General features: G+C 33.6%; 16 protein-coding genes. 12 read left to right on the top strand and 4 right to left on the bottom strand.

The window, feature by feature from the left end; translation table 11 throughout:
- From Q0Y61_RS07805 to alaS, 4 genes are all read left to right on the top strand, one after another.
- Window positions 1-1338 (top strand): flagellar hook-length control protein FliK (locus Q0Y61_RS07805; RefSeq protein ID WP_297813995.1); only part of this gene is annotated, 1338 nt, incomplete at its 5' end.
- 10 nt (window positions 1339-1348) lie between these two features.
- Window positions 1349-2272, top strand: coding sequence for a flagellar hook assembly protein FlgD (gene flgD, locus Q0Y61_RS07800; protein ID WP_297813993.1), 924 nt, complete (start codon window positions 1349-1351; stop codon window positions 2270-2272).
- Between the two features lie 27 nt (window positions 2273-2299).
- Complete coding sequence (locus tag Q0Y61_RS07795; protein WP_297813990.1) at window positions 2300-4606, top strand: flagellar hook-basal body complex protein; 2307 nt, start codon at window positions 2300-2302, stop codon at window positions 4604-4606.
- Window positions 4607-4746: 140 nt separating this feature from the next.
- A complete protein-coding gene (gene alaS / locus Q0Y61_RS07790; RefSeq protein ID WP_297813987.1) occupies window positions 4747-7338 on the top strand; it encodes an alanine--tRNA ligase in 2592 nt (863 codons plus the stop codon).
- A 92-nt stretch (window positions 7339-7430) separates the two neighbouring features.
- Here the strand turns inward: alaS and Q0Y61_RS07785 are convergent, their stop codons facing one another.
- A complete protein-coding gene (locus tag Q0Y61_RS07785) occupies window positions 7431-8048 on the bottom strand; it encodes a hypothetical protein (RefSeq protein WP_297813985.1) in 618 nt (205 codons plus the stop codon).
- A gap of 104 nt (window positions 8049-8152) precedes the next feature.
- On the opposite strand from Q0Y61_RS07785, the gene Q0Y61_RS07780 reads away from it, so the two are divergent.
- The 8 genes from Q0Y61_RS07780 to recJ all read left to right on the top strand — a co-directional run bounded on the left by Q0Y61_RS07780 (window position 8153) and on the right by recJ (window position 19163).
- A complete protein-coding gene (locus Q0Y61_RS07780) occupies window positions 8153-8797 on the top strand; it encodes a hypothetical protein (protein ID WP_297813983.1) in 645 nt (214 codons plus the stop codon).
- A 40-nt stretch (window positions 8798-8837) separates the two neighbouring features.
- Window positions 8838-9983, top strand: a complete 1146-nt coding sequence (locus Q0Y61_RS07775; RefSeq protein ID WP_297813980.1) for a metallophosphoesterase — start codon at window positions 8838-8840, stop codon at window positions 9981-9983.
- Window positions 9984-10049: 66 nt separating this feature from the next.
- A complete protein-coding gene (locus tag Q0Y61_RS07770; RefSeq protein WP_297813977.1) occupies window positions 10050-12464 on the top strand; it encodes a flagellar functional protein in 2415 nt (804 codons plus the stop codon).
- A complete protein-coding gene (locus Q0Y61_RS07765; RefSeq protein WP_297813974.1) occupies window positions 12461-12700 on the top strand; it encodes an exodeoxyribonuclease VII small subunit in 240 nt (79 codons plus the stop codon). The genes Q0Y61_RS07770 and Q0Y61_RS07765 overlap by 4 nt, the downstream gene beginning before the upstream one ends.
- Entirely contained in the window at window positions 12697-13482 is a 786-nt protein-coding gene (locus tag Q0Y61_RS07760) for a carbon-nitrogen hydrolase family protein (protein WP_297813971.1), read from the top strand. The genes Q0Y61_RS07765 and Q0Y61_RS07760 overlap by 4 nt, the downstream gene beginning before the upstream one ends.
- Before the next feature lie 114 nt (window positions 13483-13596).
- Window positions 13597-15447 (top strand): RNA polymerase sigma factor RpoD, encoded by a 1851-nt coding sequence (rpoD, locus tag Q0Y61_RS07755; protein ID WP_297813968.1) that lies wholly within the window; start codon window positions 13597-13599, stop codon window positions 15445-15447.
- A 474-nt stretch (window positions 15448-15921) separates the two neighbouring features.
- On the top strand, window positions 15922-17583 hold the full coding sequence (locus tag Q0Y61_RS07750) for a CTP synthase (RefSeq protein WP_297813965.1): 1662 nt from the start codon (window positions 15922-15924) through the stop codon (window positions 17581-17583).
- Window positions 17580-19163: a single-stranded-DNA-specific exonuclease RecJ gene (gene recJ / locus Q0Y61_RS07745; RefSeq protein ID WP_297813962.1), complete on the top strand. Its 1584-nt coding sequence runs from the start codon at window positions 17580-17582 to the stop codon at window positions 19161-19163. Before Q0Y61_RS07750 ends, recJ begins: the two co-directional genes overlap by 4 nt.
- Here the strand turns inward: recJ and Q0Y61_RS07740 are convergent.
- From Q0Y61_RS07740 to Q0Y61_RS07730, 3 genes are all read right to left on the bottom strand, one after another.
- Complete coding sequence (locus Q0Y61_RS07740; RefSeq protein WP_297813958.1) at window positions 19148-21598, bottom strand: MMPL family transporter; 2451 nt, start codon at window positions 21596-21598, stop codon at window positions 19148-19150. The genes recJ and Q0Y61_RS07740 overlap by 16 nt on opposite strands.
- On the bottom strand, window positions 21567-22205 hold the full coding sequence (locus Q0Y61_RS07735) for an ABC transporter substrate-binding protein (RefSeq protein ID WP_297813955.1): 639 nt from the start codon (window positions 22203-22205) through the stop codon (window positions 21567-21569). Before Q0Y61_RS07735 ends, Q0Y61_RS07740 begins: the two co-directional genes overlap by 32 nt.
- Window positions 22206-22215: 10 nt before the next feature.
- Window positions 22216-22727, bottom strand: a 512-nt coding sequence (locus tag Q0Y61_RS07730) for a VacJ family lipoprotein (protein WP_297813952.1), incomplete at its 5' end; no start/stop codon positions are given.

Genomic DNA, 22727 nt, shown 5'->3' with positions numbered 1-22727 from the left:
AAGGAAGTTAAATCTATGGAATCCCAAAGTAAAGAAAACAATGTTTCTAGCAAAACCCTCAAAGAAAGTCTAACTAAAACAACAGATTCTAAAGAGCTAAAACTAACAAGCCAAGATTCTATTTCTAAAGCTCAAGTTGAGAAAAAAGAGGAAAAAGCAATTAAGGATTCTAAGGAAGTTAAATCTATGGAATCCCAAAGTAAAGAAAACAATGTTTCTAGCAAAAAGACTTTAAATCAAGAAGTGTCTGCGAAAAACTCACAAGAAAAAATAGAAAATCCTTTTAAGGAAAAATTTGCCAAAGCAGAATCTCCACAAAATAAAGCTACACAAGAGCCAATCAAGCAAGAATCTTTTAAGGATTCTCTACAAAAAGAGGAGAAGTTACACGAAAATGTAGAGCAACAAAAAACAAGTAAAGAGACATTGAATAAAGAATCTCAAAGCCAAAAAACAACCAATCAATCAAGAGTAGCTCAAGCTTCTATGCAAAATCCTTTTTCTTTTAAAGAGAAAAAGGAAATCAAAGATTCTTTTATTAAAGAAGAAAAAGAAGATAAACGAAATATTAGGAATCTCAAAGAATCTATAACAAAGAATTCCAATAGCTTTAGCTTCTTAAGAGAGGAGAGCATTAGGCAAGAAATGAAGCAGCAAGATATTTTCTTGGATAATTTGTTAAAAACCACAGAAAAGCCTATGCAGTCCTCAAAGGAAACATTTAAAGAAGTTACACAAGAGGGAATTAAGGAGAATACAGAGAAAAAGGCAAAGGTAAATCAAGAAATTTATCAATCTAGCACACAAGCACAGGTGGAAAACCGCTTCAGTGCGCAAAATACTTTTTTACATTTTAGTGATAAATTAAGAGAAGCATTGCAAAACTATCGCCCCCCTGTTACGAAATTATCCTTAGAACTTAATCCAGAAAAGCTAGGAAGTGTGGAGCTTACGATTGTAAAAAGGGGAGATAATATTTCTGTGCAAATTAGTTCTAATCAAAACGCTTTGCAGCTTTTTATGCAAAATGCACAGGAATTTAAAAACAGCTTAAGTAATTTAGGATTCAATGATATAAATTTGGATTTTAAAGATAACACAGGAAATAGTTTAGGTGGTGGGGATTTTAGCGGGTCTAGTGGCGGAGAACAAGGAGGTTTTGGAGGACAAAATCAAAGAAATCCCTCCAAGCAAGAACAAAATTTAGAGCAAGATTTTAATGAAAATTCAAAAAATACTCAAAGTTGGAACGAAAATAGCTTACACATTTACCAAGAAGTCAATAATCCTTACGCCAAAGTGGCATTAGTGGAGATTAACTTTTCATATTATGCTTAAGGAGCAAACAATGTCAACAGCAACAACAACAGCGACACAAGGAAGTTATCAACAACCAAGAACCACAAGTAATACAAATAATATAGAAAAAACAGAGGAAAAGAAAAAAGGAGCATTAGATGATAATCCTATTCCTGGAGATGAAAGTACGACAGGAGGAAATTCACTTTCTAATGAGGCATTTATGAGGCTATTCTTAGAGCAGCTTAAAAACCAAGACCCAACCGCTCCAATGGAAACACAAGAGATTCTAACTCAAACTGCGCAACTAACACAAGTGGAAGCACAGGAGAAAATGAAAGCCGCAATGGAAAAAATGACAAGTGCAATGGAATCTATGCAAGAAACAAACGAAAAAACTATTGAAGCACAAGAGAAAATGATAGAATCCCAAAAGAAAATGCTAGAATCTTTAGGCTTACTCTCTGATAGCATTCAAGATAGTAATATTTTAAGTGGTTATAATGCGATTGGTGTAATAGGAAAAATTGCAGAGACAGGTTTAAATACAATCACACTTGAGAAGAACGAGAAAACAAAATTTAGCCTTTACTTTGACGAACCTATTGATGCAAGTAAAGGTGATCCAAAGATTACTATTGTTACAAAAAAGGTTACCACAGGTTCAGATGGAAAAGAATCTGAAGAAAAAACAATTGTTAAAGAAATCAGTCTTAAAGATTATGATGGGCAAAGTGGTTGGATTGATTTTGAATGGGATACAAAGGATAGTGGCGGTAGCTATGTAAAAGCTGGGGATTATACGATTAGTGCAGAATATAACTTGGATTCAACAACTAACAAATATTTAAGCACAGAACTTGGACGTGGTGAGGTGCAAAGTGTGCTCTATGACAAAGGTGTGCCTTATTTGAAACTTGGTGAAATGGTAATTCCAATTACTTACGCACATACTTTTCAACCTAAAAGTTAATCACTAAAATGATGGAAAGGATTTCTAATGGTCGGTGCATTTTATAATGGAATTAGTGGAATTAGAACCCATCAATTTGGGATTGATTCCACTTCTAATAATATCGCAAATGTTAATACAGTGGGCTATCGCGCAAATTTACCAGAGTTTAAAAGTCTTTTTGCAACAAGTATGGATTATGTTAATGCCAATTCCCCAATTTCTAATGATTACAACTATGGTTCTACCATAGGCTCTAATGCTATCAATGCAAATGATGGGACTTATGTTAGTGCAGAGGGAGACTTTAATGTTGCTTATAGTGGCAAAGGTTGGTTTGTTGTTGGGCTTAACAAAACTGGTGCTTTTGATATTAAAGCACCAGTTTATAATGGAACACAACAAAATTACTTTACACGTGATGGCTCCTTTAGTTTAGATGGCGAGGGGTATTTGGTAAATTCTAGTGGTTATTATATGTATGGCATTAACTTAGGAAAAATTGCAGCTGATGGAACAATGACAGGCACAAATAACCCGCAAGCAGACTATGAAGGGTTAGCGGGTTCTAATTTGCAACCCTTACAGATTCCTAAAAACCTAACTTATAAGCCAACCCTTACTACAGAGGTAGGATTGTCTATTAATCTCAATCGCACCCAAAATCCAAAAGGAATTGGAATGATACAAGATGAAACAGGTGCCTTTAGTATGGATAAATTCCTTACTCAAGACTTAAATGCGCTAATGAACGCTAAAGGAGAGTTACTAGATCCTAAAAATTATAAAGATATTAATATAAGCCTTGAAAGAGGAGGAGTTACGACAAAATACACTTTTACTTATGGTGGAGCAGAAAATGGCTTTAAAACAGTAGGTGAATTAATGAATCTTATCAAAGAGCAAACCGGTTTAAATTTGGGTTTAAAGCTTGATAGTGAAGGAAATCCTAGTGATTGTTCTTTATATCTTAGTAATGGCGGTATGCAGGATGTAAAGGTTAGTATTAATGGCAAGTTAGCAGATAAATTGGGATTAAAGTCTAGCAATAATAACTTGGAATCTGCTTTTGGCGGAGTGATTAAAAATTTTGCCAATAATACAGCATATCAGAATCAAGACTATGTGAAATATAATGGAATGATTTTTCAAAAAAATGGAGATGGAATCGCAAATGGAAATCCTTTGGATAATCCTGATGGTTGGACACTCGTAGATAGTAGTGGTGTGTCGATTTATCAAGAAGGTGAGGCAAAAAAATATGAAAAAGACACACTTATTGTTAGCGAAGGTAAAGTCTATAGAAAGCTAACAGATGCAGGGAATGTTGCAGAAATAGTCAATCCAATCACAGGAGAGACTATAATTGCTTCGCCTGGAGAAGACCCAGCTAATTGGGAAGAAGTTGCCAATGCAGTTTTAGGAGAGGTAGGAGAATATGTAGAGGGTTCAACTTACCCGCAAGATTCTATTGTTAGCTATAATGGAATCCTTTATCGCAAAACTAATGGGGCAGGCAATACAAATCCATTGGAAGATACAATGGGTTGGAGTATTTTAAGTGTTGCAAGCATCAGTAGCACACAGCTTCAAGTGCCTACTTATGAAACTAACACAGAGATTTATAGCGATTCAGGTGAAAAATTTATTTTAAAAACCCAATATATTTTAGTAGAACAAGCAGACCGAAGTGTAACTCCAGAAGTATTAGAACGTTGGGAAGTGCGAAGCAGTATCTATGATAGTGCGGGAAAAGTGATGATTAGCGAAAATCCCGTAATCAATGAAATGACATTCAATGATGATGGCAGTGCAAATGTTGAGGTCTTTGAAGTGCCTTTTAATGGTGGCAGTATAAGTGTCAATCTAGCACAATCCGCAGATGGCAAAACTTCAAGTAATTTTGCTTATGCAGATTCTGATGTGAAATCTGTTTCACAAGATGGCACGGAAGAGGGGACAATGAAAGATATTGTTATTGATGATAATGGCATTATTATGGTAAATTTTACAAATGGTAAAATAGAGCCAATTGGACGCTTTGGACTTGCCGCATTTGTTAATGACCAAGGACTTAGTAAAGTGGGGGGCAATCTGTTTCAGATGAATGCACGCACGATTAATGGGGAAACCGCGGTTGTAAGTGGTCCTCCATTGCTTGCTTGGGCAGAAGATGGATTAGCGGGCTTGAAATTTGGTAAAGTATTAGATCATATGTTAGAAACAAGTAATGCAGATACCGGAACAGCCTTGACCGATTTAATTATTTATCAAAGAGGGTATCAGATGAGTGCAAAGTCTATTACAACTGCGGATCAACTTATGCAAGAAGCAATTCAGCTTAAACGTAATTAGTTTAGCTAAAGTATAGAATCTTATTTGGATTCTATAACTTGCAATTTTTCACTTATGATTTTCCTGAATTTATAAAACTTCCTAAAGCGGGATTTTAATTGAAAAAAAGTAGAATTTGCCAAAAATTTGAGGTTAAATGAATGAAAACAAGAGATATTAGAGCCTTATTTTTAGAATATTTTGCGAGTAAAGGACATAAAATTTATGATTCTATGCCTTTAGTGCCTGATGACCCCACTTTATTATTTACAAATGCTGGTATGGTGCAATTTAAAGATATTTTCACAGGTAAAATCCCAATCCCCTCTCCAAACATTGCAACAAGTGCGCAAACTTGTATTCGTGCAGGTGGTAAGCATAATGATTTAGAAAATGTTGGTTATACTGCACGACATCACACGCTTTTTGAAATGCTAGGAAATTTTAGCTTTGGAGCATATTTCAAAAAAGAGGCGATTGCTTATGCTTGGGAGTTTGTTACGGAGGTTTTGAAGTTTGATAAAAGCGTCCTCTATGTAACGGTGCATCAAGAAGATGAGGAAGCTTACAAGTTATGGAGTACTCATATTAATCCAGAACGAATTAAAAAAATGGGAGATAAAGATAATTTTTGGCAAATGGGCGACGTGGGACCTTGCGGTCCTTGTAGTGAGATTTTTGTAGATCAAGGTGCAGAGTTTTTTAACGGACCAGAGGACTATTTTGGTGGTGAGGGTGATAGATTTTTAGAGATTTGGAATCTCGTTTTTATGCAGTTTGAGCGCGACAAAAAAGGGAATCTCAAACCTTTGCCAAAACCTAGTATTGATACAGGTATGGGGTTAGAACGTGTAGTGTCACTTTTAGAAGGTAAGCGAAGCAATTTTGATTCTTCTCTTTTTATGCCACTAATTTCCAAAGTAGAGGAGATTACAAAGCAAACTTATTTCTATGAGAGCGGAGCAAGTTTTCGCGTGATAGCAGACCACGCTAGAAGTGTAGCGTTTTTACTTGCGCAAGGTGTGAATTTTGATAAAGAGGGCAGGGGATATGTATTGCGCAGAATCCTGCGCAGAGCCATTAGGCACGGCTACTTGTTGGGGCTTAGAGAGCCTTTTGTATATCAAGTTGTGCAAAGTGTATGTGAAAATATGGGCGTACATTATCATTATTTGCTTGACAAACAACAAGTTATTGTAGCGCAATGTAAAGCAGAGGAGTTAAGATTCTTTGAAACCATTGAAAACGGAATGAATCTTTTTAATAAAGAATTAGAAAAATTAAAAAATGAAAAACCTAACCAACTCTTCAGCGGTGAGTTGGCATTTAGACTCTATGATACTTATGGGTTTCCTCTTGATTTAACACAAGATATGTTGCGTGAAAATGGCTTTGGTGTAGATGTGGATAGTTTTGAAGTCTGTATGAAAGCACAAAAGGAACAAGCAAAAGCAAATTGGAAAGGCAGTGGAGATAGCGCAAAAGAAGGCGATTTCAAATTGCTATTAAGTGAATTTGGATTGAATGAATTTGTGGGCTATGAAACAATGAAATCACAAGGCAGAATCTTAGCACTTTTAGATGAGAATTTACAACGAGTAGAGGGGATTAAAAAGAGTAAAAATGGTTTTGTAATGCTAGATAAAACTCCCTTTTATCCAGAATCAGGAGGACCTGTGGGCGACAAAGGGATCTTGTTACATAATCAAGATAAAATCGCAGAAGTCATAGATACTAAAAAATATTTTGGCTTAAATATCAGTCAAGTCAAAGCAATTCAAGATTTGAGACTTCAAGAGGGTGTCTTAGCGGTAGTGGATTCTGCTCGTTTAGAAATTGCTAAACATCATAGCGCAACACACTTATTGCATAAAGCCTTGCGTGAAATTCTAGGAGAACATATCGCACAAGCAGGTAGTTTAGTAGAGGAGAATCGTCTGCGCTTTGACTTTAGCCACCCAAGCGCGTTAAGTTATGAACAAATAGAGAAGATTGAGCAAAAGGTTAATGCGCAAATCTTGAGTGCTAATCCGCAAATTTGTGAGCAAATGGACATACAAAGTGCAAAGGCAAAAGGTGCTATTGCACTTTTTGGGGAGAAATATGGAAATGAGGTAAGGGTGATCAGCTTTGGGGATTCTATTGAGTTATGTGGTGGAATCCACGTGCCAAATACCGCCTTTATTGGAAGTTTTTATATTATAAAAGAATCAGGTGTCAGTAGCGGTGTGCGCAGAATTGAGGCAGTATGTGGTAAAGCAGCGTATGAATGGGGTAAAAATGCACTAATGAATGTGGAGAGTGCAAAAGAGAGTTTAAAAGCACAAAATTTATTGCAAGGCATACAAAAGCTAAAAGAACAAGTGCGTGAGATGAAAAATAAAGTAAATAAGGGAGCAAGTGTTATTAAAGGAATAGAATCTGAAACGGTAAATGGAGCAAAACTTATTATCTTAGATCTAAAAGATACAGAGCTAAGTGAAGCAAAAATCATTGTAGATAATGCAAAAAATGAGAATGAAAAAGTCGCAATTCTACTACTCACAACTGATATTAAAAAGGGTAAGATAGGAATTACAGCAGGTGTAAAAGGTGTTAATTTAAAAGCTGGTTCTTGGGTTAAAGAAATTGCCCAACTTCTAGGTGGCAATGGTGGAGGACGTGATGACTTCGCTACTGCTGGAGGTAAAGATTTAGAAAAGATTCCACAAGCTTTAACGCTTGCAAAAAAAATTGCAAAAGAAAGGTTGTGATGAGTCTAAAAAGCTTAAGGAATACTTTTTTCTAAAGAATTCCTAGCTTCCTGGCGCAGTTTAAGCCACAAAGGACTTAAATTTAAGAGATTTTAATAATTGTAATTTGATTTTGTCTTTTGGACTTGATTGAGATTGCGGATTGCCTCATTGATAGCAGAATTGACTGCATTTTGGAGTGTAATTTGAATTTGATTGGGATTTAGTCTAGAATCATCGCCAAAAATTACCAAATATTGGCTATTTTTGTTTTGAATACTCGCCTTTCCACGAAAGATTTGGACTTCATCTGGTTTGCTAAAGCTAAGTTGCACTTCAAAAATTGCTTGGTCGCTTGTTGTGGAGCTTAAAAAGCCCCCTTCTTTATTTTTGACATTAATATTGCCAAAAATCACTTCTAGCAAATAGTATGCATTGTTAGTTTCTGCTTCAGAATATGGAGTAAAACAACCACTTTGTGCAAGTGATTTTTCTACCATTTGCTGCACCTCTGTATTGGCGAGTGTTAAGTCATTATAATCTCCACTTTTTACACTGATGAGGTTATAAGTTGTGATAGGAGTTTGACAGGTTTTTAAAACGCGCGTATTGGATAAATCATCAAACTTTTTCGCACACCCACTTAAAAGTAATGCGCTTAGGGTTAAAAAGCAACCTTTTTGTATTAAAGTTTTGTGATTTAATGCTTTAAAGATTCCATAGACACTCATAGACACTCCTTAAAATTAATGAATTAGAAAGCTAATTTTAACACAATTTATTGCTAATTTTTGACAAGATTGATACAATACATAAATAATTTAAAGGCAAAACATTGCAAATTTTCAAAGAGAAAAAAATTATAATTTTAGAATTGTTCTTGTGTGTTTTCTTGTGCATTGAAATTGCCTTTTATACACAAAAGAGCAAGGCAGGATTACAAAAACAAGATACACTGCTTTATTATGTGAATATTAGCGGAAAACAACGTTTGCTTGCCCAAAGAATCGTTTTTTTATCACAAATTATTGTTACAAATCATATTTTAAATCGTAACAATCCAGAGAGTTTAACGGAGCTTCGCAGTTGTATTCATCAATTAAATTCTATCCATTTGATTTTACAAAATTTTGTAATTTCTACGATTGTAGGCAGTGAAAAACATTCTACATTAGATGAAATATATTTTGGCGGTGGAAATTTGAATTTTAAAATGGAAGAATTTTTAAATAATGCTAACAAAATATTTTTTTTGCAATCTACACAAGATATTTTGCGCGCTAATCAAGAGCTTTTACATCAACTAGAAGAGGATAATGGATTGCTTGCAAGTCTTGAGCTTGCAACGCTTAGTCATCAATTTTACGCACAAAATATTATTAAAGAATCACAATTTTATTTGCGGATTCTTTTTTATAGTGTACTTTTGATTTGTAGTTTGCAAATCTTATTACTTCTATGGCTTTTGACACGTAAATAAATATTAATTTTTATGCGATGACTTCAAAGAGGAGTTAGTATTGAAATTTTTTTTTCCAATTTTGGCATTAATAGTGTTTTTAATGTTTCATTTAAGTATTTATTTTTTCTTTATTAAGCAAATAATTCAGCCAAAGATTCCTCGTTTGGTGTTTAAGTATTTCTTGCTTTTTAATTTTTTAGGTGTAGTGAGTTATTTTCTAGCACGTTATTTTGTAGATTTTCCACAAAGTTTGTATTTTTTGGTTTCCTTATCCATTGGAGTAGGGTTTGTGTTATTTGTAGTAATGCTCATTTATCAAATATTAAAGGGAATTTTGTGGCTTTTATTTTTGTTATTTCCGAAGTTTTCTAAAAAACGTAGGGGGTTTTTCCAGAATGCTTTAAATCTTACAAGTGGAGTCTTCGCACTAGGGTATTTTGGAATTGGGTTAATAGAAGGTAGATTACAACCTAAAATAGAGAGAGTCAAGATTCCATTAAAGAATCTAAAAAACCCTATAAGTGCAGTGCAAATCAGTGATTTACATATTGGTGGATTGATTGAAGAAAATGTTGTGCGTCAAATCGTGCAACAAGCTAATGCGTTAAAGCCGGATTTTATAGTGCTAACAGGGGATATTATAGATGCAGAAGTAACAAAAGTGTCACAAGCCATTGTTGAACTTGCCAAGCTCAATGCACCTTTAGGAGTTTATTTTATAGCAGGGAATCACGAATATTTCCATAGTATTCAGCCTTTGTTTGAAACTCTCAAGCTTAATGGAATCCGTATATTAGAAAATGAATGTGTGCAACTAATCAAAGATGAACAAACAAGACTAAATCTAGCAGGAGTGTATGATTTGTTTGGACGTAGGATTGGAGTTTTGGAGCCAGATTTGGAACAAGCCTTAAAAAATAGAGTAAAATCTCAACCTTTGATTTTGCTAGCACATCAGCCTAAGTTTGCCCTTGAAGTTCAAGAAAATCATCAAGTAGATTTGATACTAAGTGGGCATACACACGGGGGACAAATTTTTCCATTCCGATTTCTTGTGAAGTTACAACAACCCTATCTAGCGGGTTTATATCAACATAGCCCCATAACACAGATTTATGTGAATCGCGGCACAGGGTTTTGGGGACCTCCTATGCGAATTTTGGCACGAGCAGAAATCACATATTTTGAATTTGTTACAGGCTAGTAGGAGACTAAAAGTAAATTTCAAACAAAGTTAAAGTATAATTTGATATTTAAAATTTGGAATGATATGAAAAGTAAGAATCGCTGGGCATTTTTAGTATTGTTTATTGCAAATTCTATTTTTGGATTAGAATTTTATATTAATAGTGGCAGAGAAGAAAATAGTAATTTTGCTGTGCTAAGTTTGCTTAACAATATACCTTTTTCTTGTATGGAATTTTATAATAGAGAATCGGAAGTGAGTGAAATTGTCTGTAAATTTGATTCTTCTTTATTATCTCGTTTTCAACGGAGTGAGACATTATTTTTCTCTATCTCTCCAGAAAATTTTGAGGACAATGCGCAAGGATTTTTTCTCAAAATCAAACCAAAAAGTGGTAAGAAAATTAAACTCTATAATACCGAATTTAGCCTTATTTCAGGAAAATCTATCCCACAAGAACATAATGAAAAATCCAAACGTTGGCAGATTCTAGGTTATGAAAATAAAATTCCATTTTTAAATGACCAGCCTAGTAATGGGTTAAATTTCCCTATCGTTTTTAAAAATGACTTACCAAGAATTGGAGTGTTAGATGTGCAAATGCGTCCAATGAACAATGAAGTAGGAGTAGATAAAGATTATTTTTTACGCATACAATTTTTAATTGCAGAGGAATCTTATACTGAAGCCTTAAGTGCAGTAGATGAAATGTTAGGACTTTATCCTAATACAATTTTTAAACGTGATGTGTTGTATTTTAAAATTGTCGCATTAGATGGCTTAGGCAAAGAGGAAAACTATGAAGATACAATGTTGCTTGCTAAGGCTTGGTTAGAGGCTTATCCGACAGATATTCACGTCCCCCAAGCTTTATTTATTTTGGCAAAAACTTATGCAAAAATGAACTTTTTTGAAGAGGCGAAATACTACTATGATAGACTTTTTAATGAACATAAAGGCGATAAATATGAGCTTTTAGCTAGACTTGATTATGGGGATAATCTTTATATTAGGGGAGATAGAAAAGTTGTTTTGACAATGTATGAATCCACTTTAAATGAAACAACAGATTTGGATATTGCTTCTTTGGCATCTATTTTACTAGGGGATTATTATCGTAAGGCAGACAATAAAGTAGAAGCTGAAAAATACCTTAAAAATGTCTTGGATGCTAATAAAAACTATTTTTTAAAAGATATTCCAAAATATTATAATATGCTTCAAGGTTGGGCGGATTCTGGAATCTATGATGTGCCATCACAAGTGGCCGAAGTGATGTTTGAAACATTAGAGGATAAAGATAATCCTTTATATTTACCACTTCTTAAAAGTCTAGCAATATGGTTTGATAAAGCAGGGAATCTTAAAAAGGCTCATCAATACTACCAACTCCTTTTAAAAGAAACAGAAAGTGATGCAGAGAGGCGTGAGATTCAAAATTTAGATGATAGTTTATTGTTAAACTATAATGAGGATAATGCAACTAAACGATTAGAACATTATGATTATGTCTTGCAAAATTATCAAGGCAAAGAAGAGGCGAAGAAAGCATTAGAGAAAAAGGCTCAAACCCTTTATGAACTAGGAAATTATCAAGAAATTTTTGCTATAAGAGAGGAACTAGAACAAGAATTGGGAGAAAATCATACTATTTTGCTTGATGCCTTAAGTGCATTAATTAGAAATTCCCTTAAAGCTGAAAATTGCAAAGAAGTAGCTTATTATGGTAGTTTATATGGCGAGAAAATTCCATTACATAGCCGTGAAAGATTACAAGTTGTGGATTGTTTGCGGGAAAATGGACAATATAGTGTGGCACAAAAAATTGCCCAAATAGAATCACAGAATGCTAAAACGCCAATGGAGAAAGAAGATTGGATTTATCGTTTGGCGTGGGTGCAGTATGAAATGCAAGATTACCCCAAAGCGGCTCTGGCAGCAAGGGATACTTTAAGCTTGTTAAGCAATCCAGCATATAATGATAGTGCTTGGGTATTGTTTATGTCTTTGAGCAAACAAGGAAGAAATGACGAGGCTTTCAAGATTCTTCCAATTTTAGAAGACAAATTAAAAGAGGATAATAAAATGATTGAAGTTTATAAAGAAATCTTACAAAATGCACTTTCCAACAAAGACGACACCGCAATTAAAGTCTATGCAAACAAATTAATAGCGCTTCAAAAACAACATAAACGTTTTGAATATTCTCCTTGGGTTGAATTAGGTATGGTAGAATCTCTCAATCGTGAGGGTAAATTCCAAGAATCCTTAGATTTGTTAAAAGAAGCACAAACACATATTTCTAATGGTAATGAGCAGATTCAGATTTATTATTTACAAGGATATTTGAATGATAAACTAGGCAATAAGAACGCAGCAATAGAATCTTATAGCCAGTGTGAATCTGTTCAAGTAGAATCATTATGGAAAAATTTGTGTATAGATGCAAAAAGATTATTAGAGGGTGAAATTGCACCACAAACTCAAGGACAGCAATGAAAAAAATAGAAAGCATAAAAAATATTCAAAAGACAAAAGAAGCCAGTTTTGAAGATTATTTGAGTATCATTTCACAATGTTTGGAAAAATTAGAAAAGGAGGATATCGCACTTAATGAATGCTTGGAAGTTTATAAAGAAGGTATGGAAAATTTACAGAAAGCACAAAAAATACTAGAAAATGCACAATTGCAATGCAATGAACTTAAAATGCAATATAAAAAGGAAAACCAATGAAAATTGCCGCTTTACAACTCTCAAATACTAAAAGTCAAAGTGAGATAGAATCTTATCTCAAAGCTGCTGTGGAAGCCAAGGCTAAAGTAATTTTGTTTGGAGAATATTTGCTCAATCCATTTTTTAAAAATTTGGAATCCAAAAAAGGCAAAAAAACACAATGGCTAGAACAAATTAATAAGGAAAATGAAAATCTATTGCAACTTTCTGCCAAATATGGAATTATCATTGTAACACCCATTTTAGAAGTCGTTTCTCATAAGATTTATAAAACAATTTTAATTATCAATAAAGGCAAAGCATTGCGTTACAGAGCGCAAAAACTTATGCCTTATGAACATTGGAATGAAGCAAAGTTTTTTTCTAATACCTTGCCAAAGATTCTTAAAACCCCACCTATTTTTAGTGTAGGAGGGTTTAAATTTTCTGTGCTTTTTGGCTATGAATTGCATTTTGATGAGTTTTGGTTGAAATTTAAAAATGAAAATGTAGATTGTGTTTTATTGCCAAGTGCTTCTACCTTTGATTCTTCTTTGCGATGGCGTAGTATTATTAAGATGCGAGCATTTTTAAATAGTTGCTATATTTTACGAGCAAATAGAATTGGTCAATATGAAGATACTCCGACTAAAACTCTATGGAATTTCTATGGAGATTCTTTATTTGTTTGTCCTAATGGCGAAGTAATAGATTGCCTAGGAGACCGAGAGGAATTGTTGATTGCCGAAATAAACAAAAAATATTTAAAAGAAATTAAAGAATGTTGGAAGTTTCGCCTTTAAAGTTATTAAGTTTTGCAAAATATTTTAAGTTTTAGTTTAGTAATTTTAGCTATAATCAAAACTTTTCAATTAACTTAAAAATAATTTAAATTTTATCTATTTTTGGAGTTGTTTATGTCTGCAAGAACCGTTAATCAACAATTAGATGAATTGTTTCAAAAGGAATCTAAATATGTTTCTTATGAAAAAATTGCTCAAGTTTTAGGTAAGCTTCCTACTACAGCGCAGGCTAAAAGAGTAAGCGAACTCGCAAAAAAATATAATAGAAAGTTGATGTCTGCTTCGGAAGTTGCAAAAATTCTTAATCAAGATGAAGCAAGGAAAATCAAAGAGGATAAGAAACGTCTTTTAGACGAAGAATTAGAAGACGAATTTGATTTTATGAAAGAGCGTGAATTGCTTGAATGGAGTCGCAGTGATAGCCCCGTCCGAATGTATTTGCGCGAAATGGGGCAGATTCCACTTTTAACGCGTGAAGATGAAGTAGAGCTTAGTAAAAACATTGAATTAGGTGAAAATATTATTTTAGATGCAATTTGTTCCGTTCCTTATTTAATTGATTTTATTTTAGATTATAAGGAAGCTCTAATCAATCGTGAAAGACGCGTTAAAGAGCTTTTTAAAAGTTTTGATGATGAAGAAGAGGAAGAAAGTGAGGAAGACTTAGAAGAGGTTGAGGAAGAAGATAATGAAACAGAAGAATCCAAAAAACCTATTAGCAAAAAAGATCAAAAACGTGTAGAAAAAGTGCTTATTAGTTTTAAAGCCTTAGAAAAAGCCAAAAAAGATTGGTTGAAAACTTGGGAACAAGAAAAAGATAATGAAAATTGCGAGGATATGCTATATCTACTAACCCTAGCACATAAAAAGCAACTTTTGAAAGAAAAATTATTAGATTTAGGACCTACAAGCAAACTGATTAATGAGTTAGTAAAAGCAATGGAGAATACCATTAAAAGTGATGAAGGTTTTGAAAAAGAATTAAAACGTTTAGAATATCGTCTGCCTTTATTTAATGATATTTTGCTTACAAATCATAAGAAAATCTTAGATAATATCACAGAAATGAGCAAAGCAGATGTGATTGCTGCTGTGCCAGAAGCAACAATGGTTTCTACCTATATGGAAATTAAAAAGCTATTCCAAACCAAAGCAGCAAGCGAGGGAAGCTTTGATTTAGAGCCAGAGAAATTAAAGCAGATTTTAGAGCAAATTAAACGCGGAAAAGATATTGCAGATAAAGCAAAAACCAAAATGGCAAAATCTAATTTGCGTCTTGTCGTGAGCATTGCTAAACGTTATACTAATCGGGGCTTGCCTTTTTTAGATTTGATTCAAGAGGGAAATATCGGATTAATGAAAGCAGTGGATAAGTTTGAATATAAAAAAGGATATAAATTTTCTACTTATGCGACTTGGTGGATTCGTCAAGCTATTTCGCGTGCAATTGCTGACCAAGCACGCACAATTCGGATTCCAATCCATATGATTGAAACAATTAATCGTATCAATAAAATTATGCGTAAATTTTTACAAGAAGAGGGTAAAGAACCAGATTTAGAAAAAATTGCTGAAGGCGTGGGATTGCCTGTGGATAAGGTAAAGAATGTTATTAAGATTACTAAAGAGCCTATTAGCTTAGAAGCGCCTATTGGCAATGGAGAAGATGGCAAGTTTGGTGATTTTGTAGAGGACAAAAACTCTATTGGACCAATGGATCACATTTTAAAAGAAGATTTAAAAAGTCAAATTGATGATGTGCTAGATCAACTCAATGAGCGTGAAAAAGCAGTCATTCGTATGCGGTTTGGATTGCTTGATGATGAATCTGACCGCACATTAGAGGAGATTGGCAAAGAGCTTAATGTAACACGTGAGCGTGTGCGACAAATAGAATCTAGTGCAATTAAAAAATTAAAACACCCAAAAGTTGGACGCAAACTTAAAAATTATATTGAAGATTGAGGTGTTTTAGAACTAATAAATGGAAGGGATAATCAATAAAGATAAAAGTTGGTTTGGCGTTGAATATATAGAATCTAAAGACTTAAATACGAAGTGGCTAAAGCAAATGAACAAAGTTGCAAGTTAGAGAGGCGATTTCAAGATGTTTTTGAGATTCTCTCACACTATCTAGTTCTTGCAAAGTGTTTTAGCTTATCGGTAAAATTATTCTTCATAAAAAGTATCGTTACTCTTTCAAATTATAAAAATAAGCATATTGTCTTTAGCTTTTCAGAATCTATTTTTCAAAGACTTAGTTGGCAAGATTAATAATAACAAGACAAATTTTATAACACTTGTGTGCAAACATATTATATCTGAAAAAAGTAGCAAGAGTGTGAAATATGGAATCTTTTGTGTTTAGCGTGATAATTAAAAAGCAAAAATTAACTTGCTAAAAAGTATAATGACGCTTTTAATTTTTAAGGGTTTGTAATGTCTAAATTTGACACAAAATATATTTTTGTAACGGGCGGTGTTTTAAGTTCGTTGGGTAAAGGAATCACTTCATCTTCCATTGCAACTTTGTTAAAAAATTCTGGCTTTGAAGTTGGAATCTTAAAAATTGACCCCTATATTAATGTAGATCCTGGAACGATGAGTCCGCTAGAGCACGGCGAGGTGTTTGTAACACACGATGGAGCGGAGACGGATTTGGATATAGGGCATTATGAACGTTTTTTAAATATGAATTTTTCTTCTAAAAATAACTTTACAACAGGGCAAGTTTATTTGAGCGTGATTGATAGAGAGCGTAAAGGTGGATATTTGGGTAAAACGATTCAAGTGATTCCCCATATTGTTAATGAAATTAAACGTAGAATCTCTTTAGCTGGAGAGGATAAAGAAATTTTAGTGGTTGAGTTAGGGGGAACGGTTGGGGATATTGAGGGGTTACCTTTCTTGGAAGCTATGCGTGAAATGAAGCACGAATATGGGATAGAGCGCGTGATTAGCTTACACGTTACTTTGATTCCATTAATTCGTGTAGCAGGTGAATTAAAGACAAAACCCACACAGCATAGTGTGCAAGAATTGCGTAGAATTGGAATCACACCACAAATTATCATTGCGCGCACTGAAAAAGAGATACCAAAGGAGTTGAAAAATAAGCTTTCTATGAGTTGTGATGTGGATTATGATTGTGTGATTATGGCACAAGATGCTAAAAGTATTTATCAAATGCCATTGAATTTTTTAAAAGAGGGTGTTTTAGTTCCAATTGCTAGGTTCTTAAAATTACCAGAATTTAAGCCAGATATGAAAGAATGGGATTTGTTAGTCAAGCAAATTTTAGCACCGCAAAATGAAGTAACAATTGCTTTTGTAGGGAAATATTTAACTTTAAAAGAATCTTATAAATCTCTCACAGAAGCATTAATCCACGCAGGGGCAAATTTGGATACAAAAGTTAATATCCAATGGATTGATAGTGAAGAGTTAGAAAAAAATGAAGAATCTTTGAAGAGTTTAAAATATGTCAATGGAATCCTCGTGCCGGGTGGTTTTGGTGAGCGCGGAATTGTAGGAAAAATGAAAGCTATTGAGTTTGCAAGGAATAATAAGATTCCATTTCTTGGGATTTGTCTGGGTATGCAATTGGCTATTGTGGAATTTTGTCGTAATGTGCTTAGGATTAATGAAGCGGATTCTATGGAGTTTAATCCAAATACAAAAGAACCTGTAATTTATTTGATTGAAAACTTTATAGACCAACAAGGCAGACAGCAAATCCGCACACATACATCGCCAATGGGTGGCACAATGCGTTTAGGAGAGTATGAGTGCAATACAAAAGAAAAAAGTAAGTTGCAGACTGCATATCAAGGGCAAAAAGTCATTAAAGAGCGACATAGACATCGCTACGAGGCAAATCCAAAATATCGCTCTTTGATGGAATCAAAGGGTATGCTAGTGAGTGGGGAAAGCAATGGATTAATAGAGGCGATTGAACTAGAAAATCATCCTTGGTTTGTAGCAGTGCAGTTTCACCCAGAATTTACTTCTCGCTTGCAATCACCCAATTTGGTAATTTTGGAATTTATTAAACAATCTTTAATTTACAATGAAAATCATAATCTTAAAGATTCTCTTTGATTCCGCCTTTAGATTTACTTGATATTTTAGAAATAGAATCAAGACTTAAAAAACGTTTTGAAGAAGATGCAATTGTTAGTCTTAAGGATTTGCCACTCCCTGAATGTCTTAAAGATTTAACGCAGATTGCAAAAAGAGTTGCTAAAGCTATTCAACAAAAGAAAAAAATTGTCATTGTGGGCGATTATGATGTAGATGGGATTGTATCTTGTGCAATCCTTTATGAATTTTTTAAAAAACTTTGCTATCCTGTGAAAATTGAGATTCCCAATCGCTTTGTAGATGGATATGGATTGTCTTTGTCTGTTATTTCGCGTTTGAATTGTGAGATGATTATCACGGTGGATAATGGAATTAATGCCATAGAAGCAGCGCAAATCTGCAAAGAAAAAGGCATTGAACTTATCATCACAGACCACCATACGCCACAAGAAAATTTGCCAGAAGCATTAATTTGCAATCCAAAGCTTTCTGATGATTTTCCAGAGCCTGAAATTTGTGGAGCGTGTGTTGCTTGGTATTTATGTGCTGCACTTAAAGATGAGATGAAAATAAGAGTGTCAATGGTAGAGTTTTTGGATTTGTTAGCTCTCGCAATTGTGAGTGATGTAATGCCGCTGCGTGGAATCAATCGTGTATTACTTAAAAAAGGATTGGAAGTTTTACACCAAAGTCAAAGAGTATCATTGATTCAATTAAAAGGGCATTTTTCAAAATATAATTTAGACACACAGCTCATTGGTTATTATATTGCTCCCTTATTAAATTGTGCAGGTAGGATGGAAAATGCCCTTTTAGCTTATAATTTTTTAGTTGCAAGCAATTTTATGGAATCTAAAAAGTATTTAAAGAGATTATTGGACTTAAATTCCAAACGCAAATCTTTACAAAATACTATTTATGAGGAGGCAAAAACAATGTTTTTGGCACAAGAGGATTATCAGAATTTGCCTTTTATCTTGGTGTTTGATGAAAAATGGCACGAAGGAATTATTGGTATTATTGCCGCACGATTAAGTGAGAATTTTTTAAAGCCAAGCATTGTTTTAACCTTAAAAGATGGAATCTTAAAAGGTAGTATGCGCTCTTTAAGCGTAGATTGTATGCAAGTCTTGAAAGCCAATAGAGATTGCTTGATGGCTTTTGGCGGACATACAGGAGCAGCAGGATTGAGTTTGAAATTAGAAAAGTTAGAAAATTTCAAAAACAGATTAATGAAATTTCAATATGAGCAAACTCCTTTGACACGAGAAATATATTTTAAAGGAGTGCTAGGTAGATTGTCTTTAGATTTAGTCAATGTAGAATTGTTTAAAAGAATCCAAAAATTCGAACCTTTTGGGGCAGGGAATGCTTTGCCAAAGTTCTATACAGAAGCCTTGATTGTTTATGTGCATTGTTTTGGAGCAGGACATAGTAATGTAAAATTGCAAGAAAACAATAGTGAATGTAATGCGCTAGTGTTTTATGAGGATTTACGGAAAAATATAGGGCAAAAAATTGGTTGCATTTATTCTTTGCAATGGGATAAATACAATCATAATGTCATTTTAAATATAGAATCTTATGAGTTTTTATGAGTTTTATAAAAGCTATTTAGCAATGCGGGAAGCAGGAGAAGCGCACTAAGTAGCATTAGTAGCATCACAAGAGTTGTTAAAAATCCAAAGTAAATTGTAGGGATAAAATTACTGCTCATCATTGTGCAAAATCCAACAACAATAATAAGAGTTGTATAATACATTGCACTTCCAATGGAATCGTGAGATTTTAAGATTGCTTTTTGGATAGGATTATTTTTAATTTCAACCTTAAAACGATGAATATAGTGAATCACATCATCTACACCAATTCCAAGTGAAATTGCTGCGATTGTAACGCCCATAAGGTCTAATGGAATCTTACTAACCCCCAAGATTCCAAAAATAGTCCCCAACGGAATGAGATTGGTTAAAAGTGCAATAAAAGCAAGCTTTAAACTTCTAAAAATCCATAAAAAAACTAAGAAAATAATACTAACAACAAAACTTAGGGTATCTACTTGAGAAGCAATGAGATTTTGAAGTAAATTATTATATAAAACCATTGCACCATTAATTTGTATTTCTACATTTTCTCTCTTTGCTATATTTTGTAAATCTTTTGTAATTTGTGTGATAAATTCATTCCGTTTCAAGCTCCTATCAGAATCAAATGTGCGAAGAACGAATCTTAGTTGGTTCTGTTCAATGTTTGCATAAGGTGTAAAAATCTGTGATTTAAGCGAATCTTGTGCATTTTTATAAAGAAATGCTATCGTAAAATCATCGGCACTAATACCAAATCCTTCTACCATACGCACTAAACTATATAGGCTTAAAATAGAACCTGTATAAGAATTATTTTCCAAATAGGTATGCACGATTCTTGCCAATCTTAGCTTTTGGCTATCAAACCAATAAGTGTCTTGCGATTCTAACGCATTGAATTCTACTTCAAAATCATCTTCTAGTGTTTGTTGAGTCTGTTGCGTTTTATTTGGAAAGTTTATAAGGATTTCTAAAGGCACTGTGCCACCTAAATCTTTATCAATTTTTAATAAACCTTGTTTAATTTCACTAGAATCCTTAAAATAATTAACAAAACTATTTTCAACTCTTAAGTTTTGGATTCCATAAAGGCTAAATACAATACAAAAGATTGCAGTAAAGTAAATCAATTTTGGTTGAGTGATTGCAAAAGTTGCACAAAATTTTAGGAAATTTTGTCCTTTAGTGGAGAGTTTAGTAATATTTTTGGGCTTATCAAAGAGGGCTAAAATACTAGCAAATAACACAAAGGTAAAGAGTAGAGCAATGCTTACGCCAAGACTCATTACAACGCCTAGATGAATAATGGGCAAGATATTGGAGTAAATGAGACTAATAAAGCCGATGATTGTAGTAAAAGCTGCAAAAAGGCTTGGCATTTGCTTAGTTAAAAGCACAGCTAGAAGGAGGTTTTTTTGTGAGGCTTTAGGAAATTTAGAATAAAATTCTAAATAGGCTACAATCAAATGCACAACTAAAGAGACATTAATAATCAATAGCAAAGAAACATAATTGGAGGAAACCACTGTGATTTGATAACCAAGTAAGGCAAAAATTCCGCTACTGACTACAAGAGTAAAGAGGCAAATGAAAAGTGTAAGAAATACGAATCTAAAATATCTAAAGAATATCCAAAGCATAAAAGCTAAAATAACACTTAAACTTATGCCATAAGTAATAAGATCAGATTTCACATAAGCAATCATATCACTTGCAATGAGCGTAATTCCACCGATTTGTAAGCCCTCATACTTGTTTTGTAAGTTTTTAAGTATAGCAATCGTAAAATCATTTTGTGCTTGAACTTTTGTTTTTTCCCTTTCAATGAGATTCTGAATCTTTTGTCTTTGCAATTCGTTTGTCTCTGCATCTTTAAGCTCTCTTAATTGTTCAAGATACTGATTATTTTTGAGATAAACTAAAATTCCAGCAGTTTTGGAATCTTTAGAAATTAAGTTTTGGGCATAAAAGGGGTGATTTAGGATTTCTTTTTTTGCTAATTCAAAATCTGTTTGTGGGGAGAGCAAGGTAAGATTAGATTTTAGGGATTCTTGTAAATCAAAGTTTGGCGCACTTTTAAGCAAGGGTGCATTTAAAAGGCTTAAGACTCCATCTATTTGTGGAATCATTTTTAAATCGTTCATTAAATTTTGTAAAATGTTTAAGAAATCTTCAGCAAATACATCCCCGCTCTTTGGGCTTAGAGCTAGGATTAAAAAATCTTGAGTTGCGTAATTTTTGATGATAGACTCGTAAGTTTTAAAGTCTTTATCATTTTCTAAGATTAAACTATCAGAGCTTGCATCAATAGGAAGTTTGAGTGCAAAAAAGCCAAAAACAAAAAACGCAATTAAACAAAGCGTAAGCGTAATTCTAGGCGCACACAAAAGCATACGATAGAATCGCAAAAGAAAACTATTGTTTTGTAGATTCAAAACTGATTTCACTTTTTAGTTTAGTGAGTAGAGTTTGAAAATCAGCGTTTGTTAAAATATCATTAAATTGAGAACGATAAGTTTGAATAACACTAATACCTAAAATATCCACATCATAAATTTTCCAATCTCCTTTATTGTCGTAAAATTTAAAGACAATATAATTGAGCTTTCCATCTAAAACCATAGAAGCCTTGAGATGATAGCGATTATTTTTGGATTTTTCTCCACCAAGAACTTCCATTTTTTCATCTTTGTAGAGTTTTAATTTATCTGTGAAGCTTTTTTTAAGATTTTGCTCAAACGCTTGATTATATTCTTCTTTTTGTGTTTGAGTTAATGCCTTGTATTCTTTGGAGAGTGAAAGTTGTGCCATAAGATTGTAATCAAATATGGAATCAAACATCATAAAAATTTCTTTTGCAATTTGTTCTATCTTAGTATTTGAAATTGTGGAATCTTTGGGATTATTTGTAAAATTTTTTTGCAAAATATCCATAGTTTTTTGGATATTTTGTGTCATTGTGCTTTCAATTTTATCCAGTTCTAGCCCATAAGCAAAAGAAGAAATTAGAGAGAAAATAAGCAAAAATTTTGTGAAGTGTTTTGAAAGTTTCATTAATGTCCTTTTAGTTTTCTAAGATAAGTTCTGTGCGCCTTTGCTCATAAGCATCACGAAACAAAAGATAATTGTCTAAGGAATCTTGACGCATAGAATCCAATGTCGCTTTATGGCGTGCCATATAATTTACTGCTTCAAGCACATCTGCGGTAATTGCTGCTTCTGTTGGATTCAGATAATTTGGAGGGTAGGCTAAAGCATTGAGTGGCATAGCTAAACAATCACGTAAATTGCTAGGTCCAAATAATGGTAAAACGATATGAAATCCACCATTCATTCCCCATTTGCCAAAAGTAATGCCAAAGTCATTGCGGTGAGAATATAAGCTATTTTGTGAAGCAACATCAAAGATTCCAAGAATCCCAGCAGTGGAATTGAGCGTGAAACGTCCTAGTTCATCCATAGCATTTTTTGGTTCTCCAGCAAATAAATGCGCAAGAAAGCGCAATGGAGAGGCAAGATTGTCAAAAAAATTATAAACTCCAATCCTTAACCCAAGTGGTATTGTGTAATTATATA

The sequence above is a fragment of the uncultured Helicobacter sp. genome (genome assembly GCF_947367035.1).
Lineage (GTDB): Bacteria > Campylobacterota > Campylobacteria > Campylobacterales > Helicobacteraceae > Helicobacter_D.
This window is presented reverse-complemented; position numbering and strand designations above follow the sequence as displayed.

Bases quoted from the DNA above. Each gene is read 5' to 3' on its own strand.
- flgD (WP_297813993.1), top strand. From the start codon at position 1,349: ATGTCAACAGCAACAACAACAGCGACACAAGGAAGTTATCAACAACCA.
- Q0Y61_RS07795 (WP_297813990.1), top strand. From the start codon at position 2,300: ATGGTCGGTGCATTTTATAATGGAATTAGTGGAATTAGAACCCATCAA.
- alaS (WP_297813987.1), top strand. From the start codon at position 4,747: ATGAAAACAAGAGATATTAGAGCCTTATTTTTAGAATATTTTGCGAGT.
- Q0Y61_RS07785 (WP_297813985.1), bottom strand. From the start codon at position 8,048: ATGAGTGTCTATGGAATCTTTAAAGCATTAAATCACAAAACTTTAATA.
- Q0Y61_RS07770 (WP_297813977.1), top strand. From the start codon at position 10,050: ATGAAAAGTAAGAATCGCTGGGCATTTTTAGTATTGTTTATTGCAAAT.
- Q0Y61_RS07765 (WP_297813974.1), top strand. From the start codon at position 12,461: ATGAAAAAAATAGAAAGCATAAAAAATATTCAAAAGACAAAAGAAGCC.
- Q0Y61_RS07760 (WP_297813971.1), top strand. From the start codon at position 12,697: ATGAAAATTGCCGCTTTACAACTCTCAAATACTAAAAGTCAAAGTGAG.
- rpoD (WP_297813968.1), top strand. From the start codon at position 13,597: ATGTCTGCAAGAACCGTTAATCAACAATTAGATGAATTGTTTCAAAAG.
- Q0Y61_RS07750 (WP_297813965.1), top strand. From the start codon at position 15,922: ATGTCTAAATTTGACACAAAATATATTTTTGTAACGGGCGGTGTTTTA.
- Q0Y61_RS07735 (WP_297813955.1), bottom strand. From the start codon at position 22,205: ATGAAACTTTCAAAACACTTCACAAAATTTTTGCTTATTTTCTCTCTA.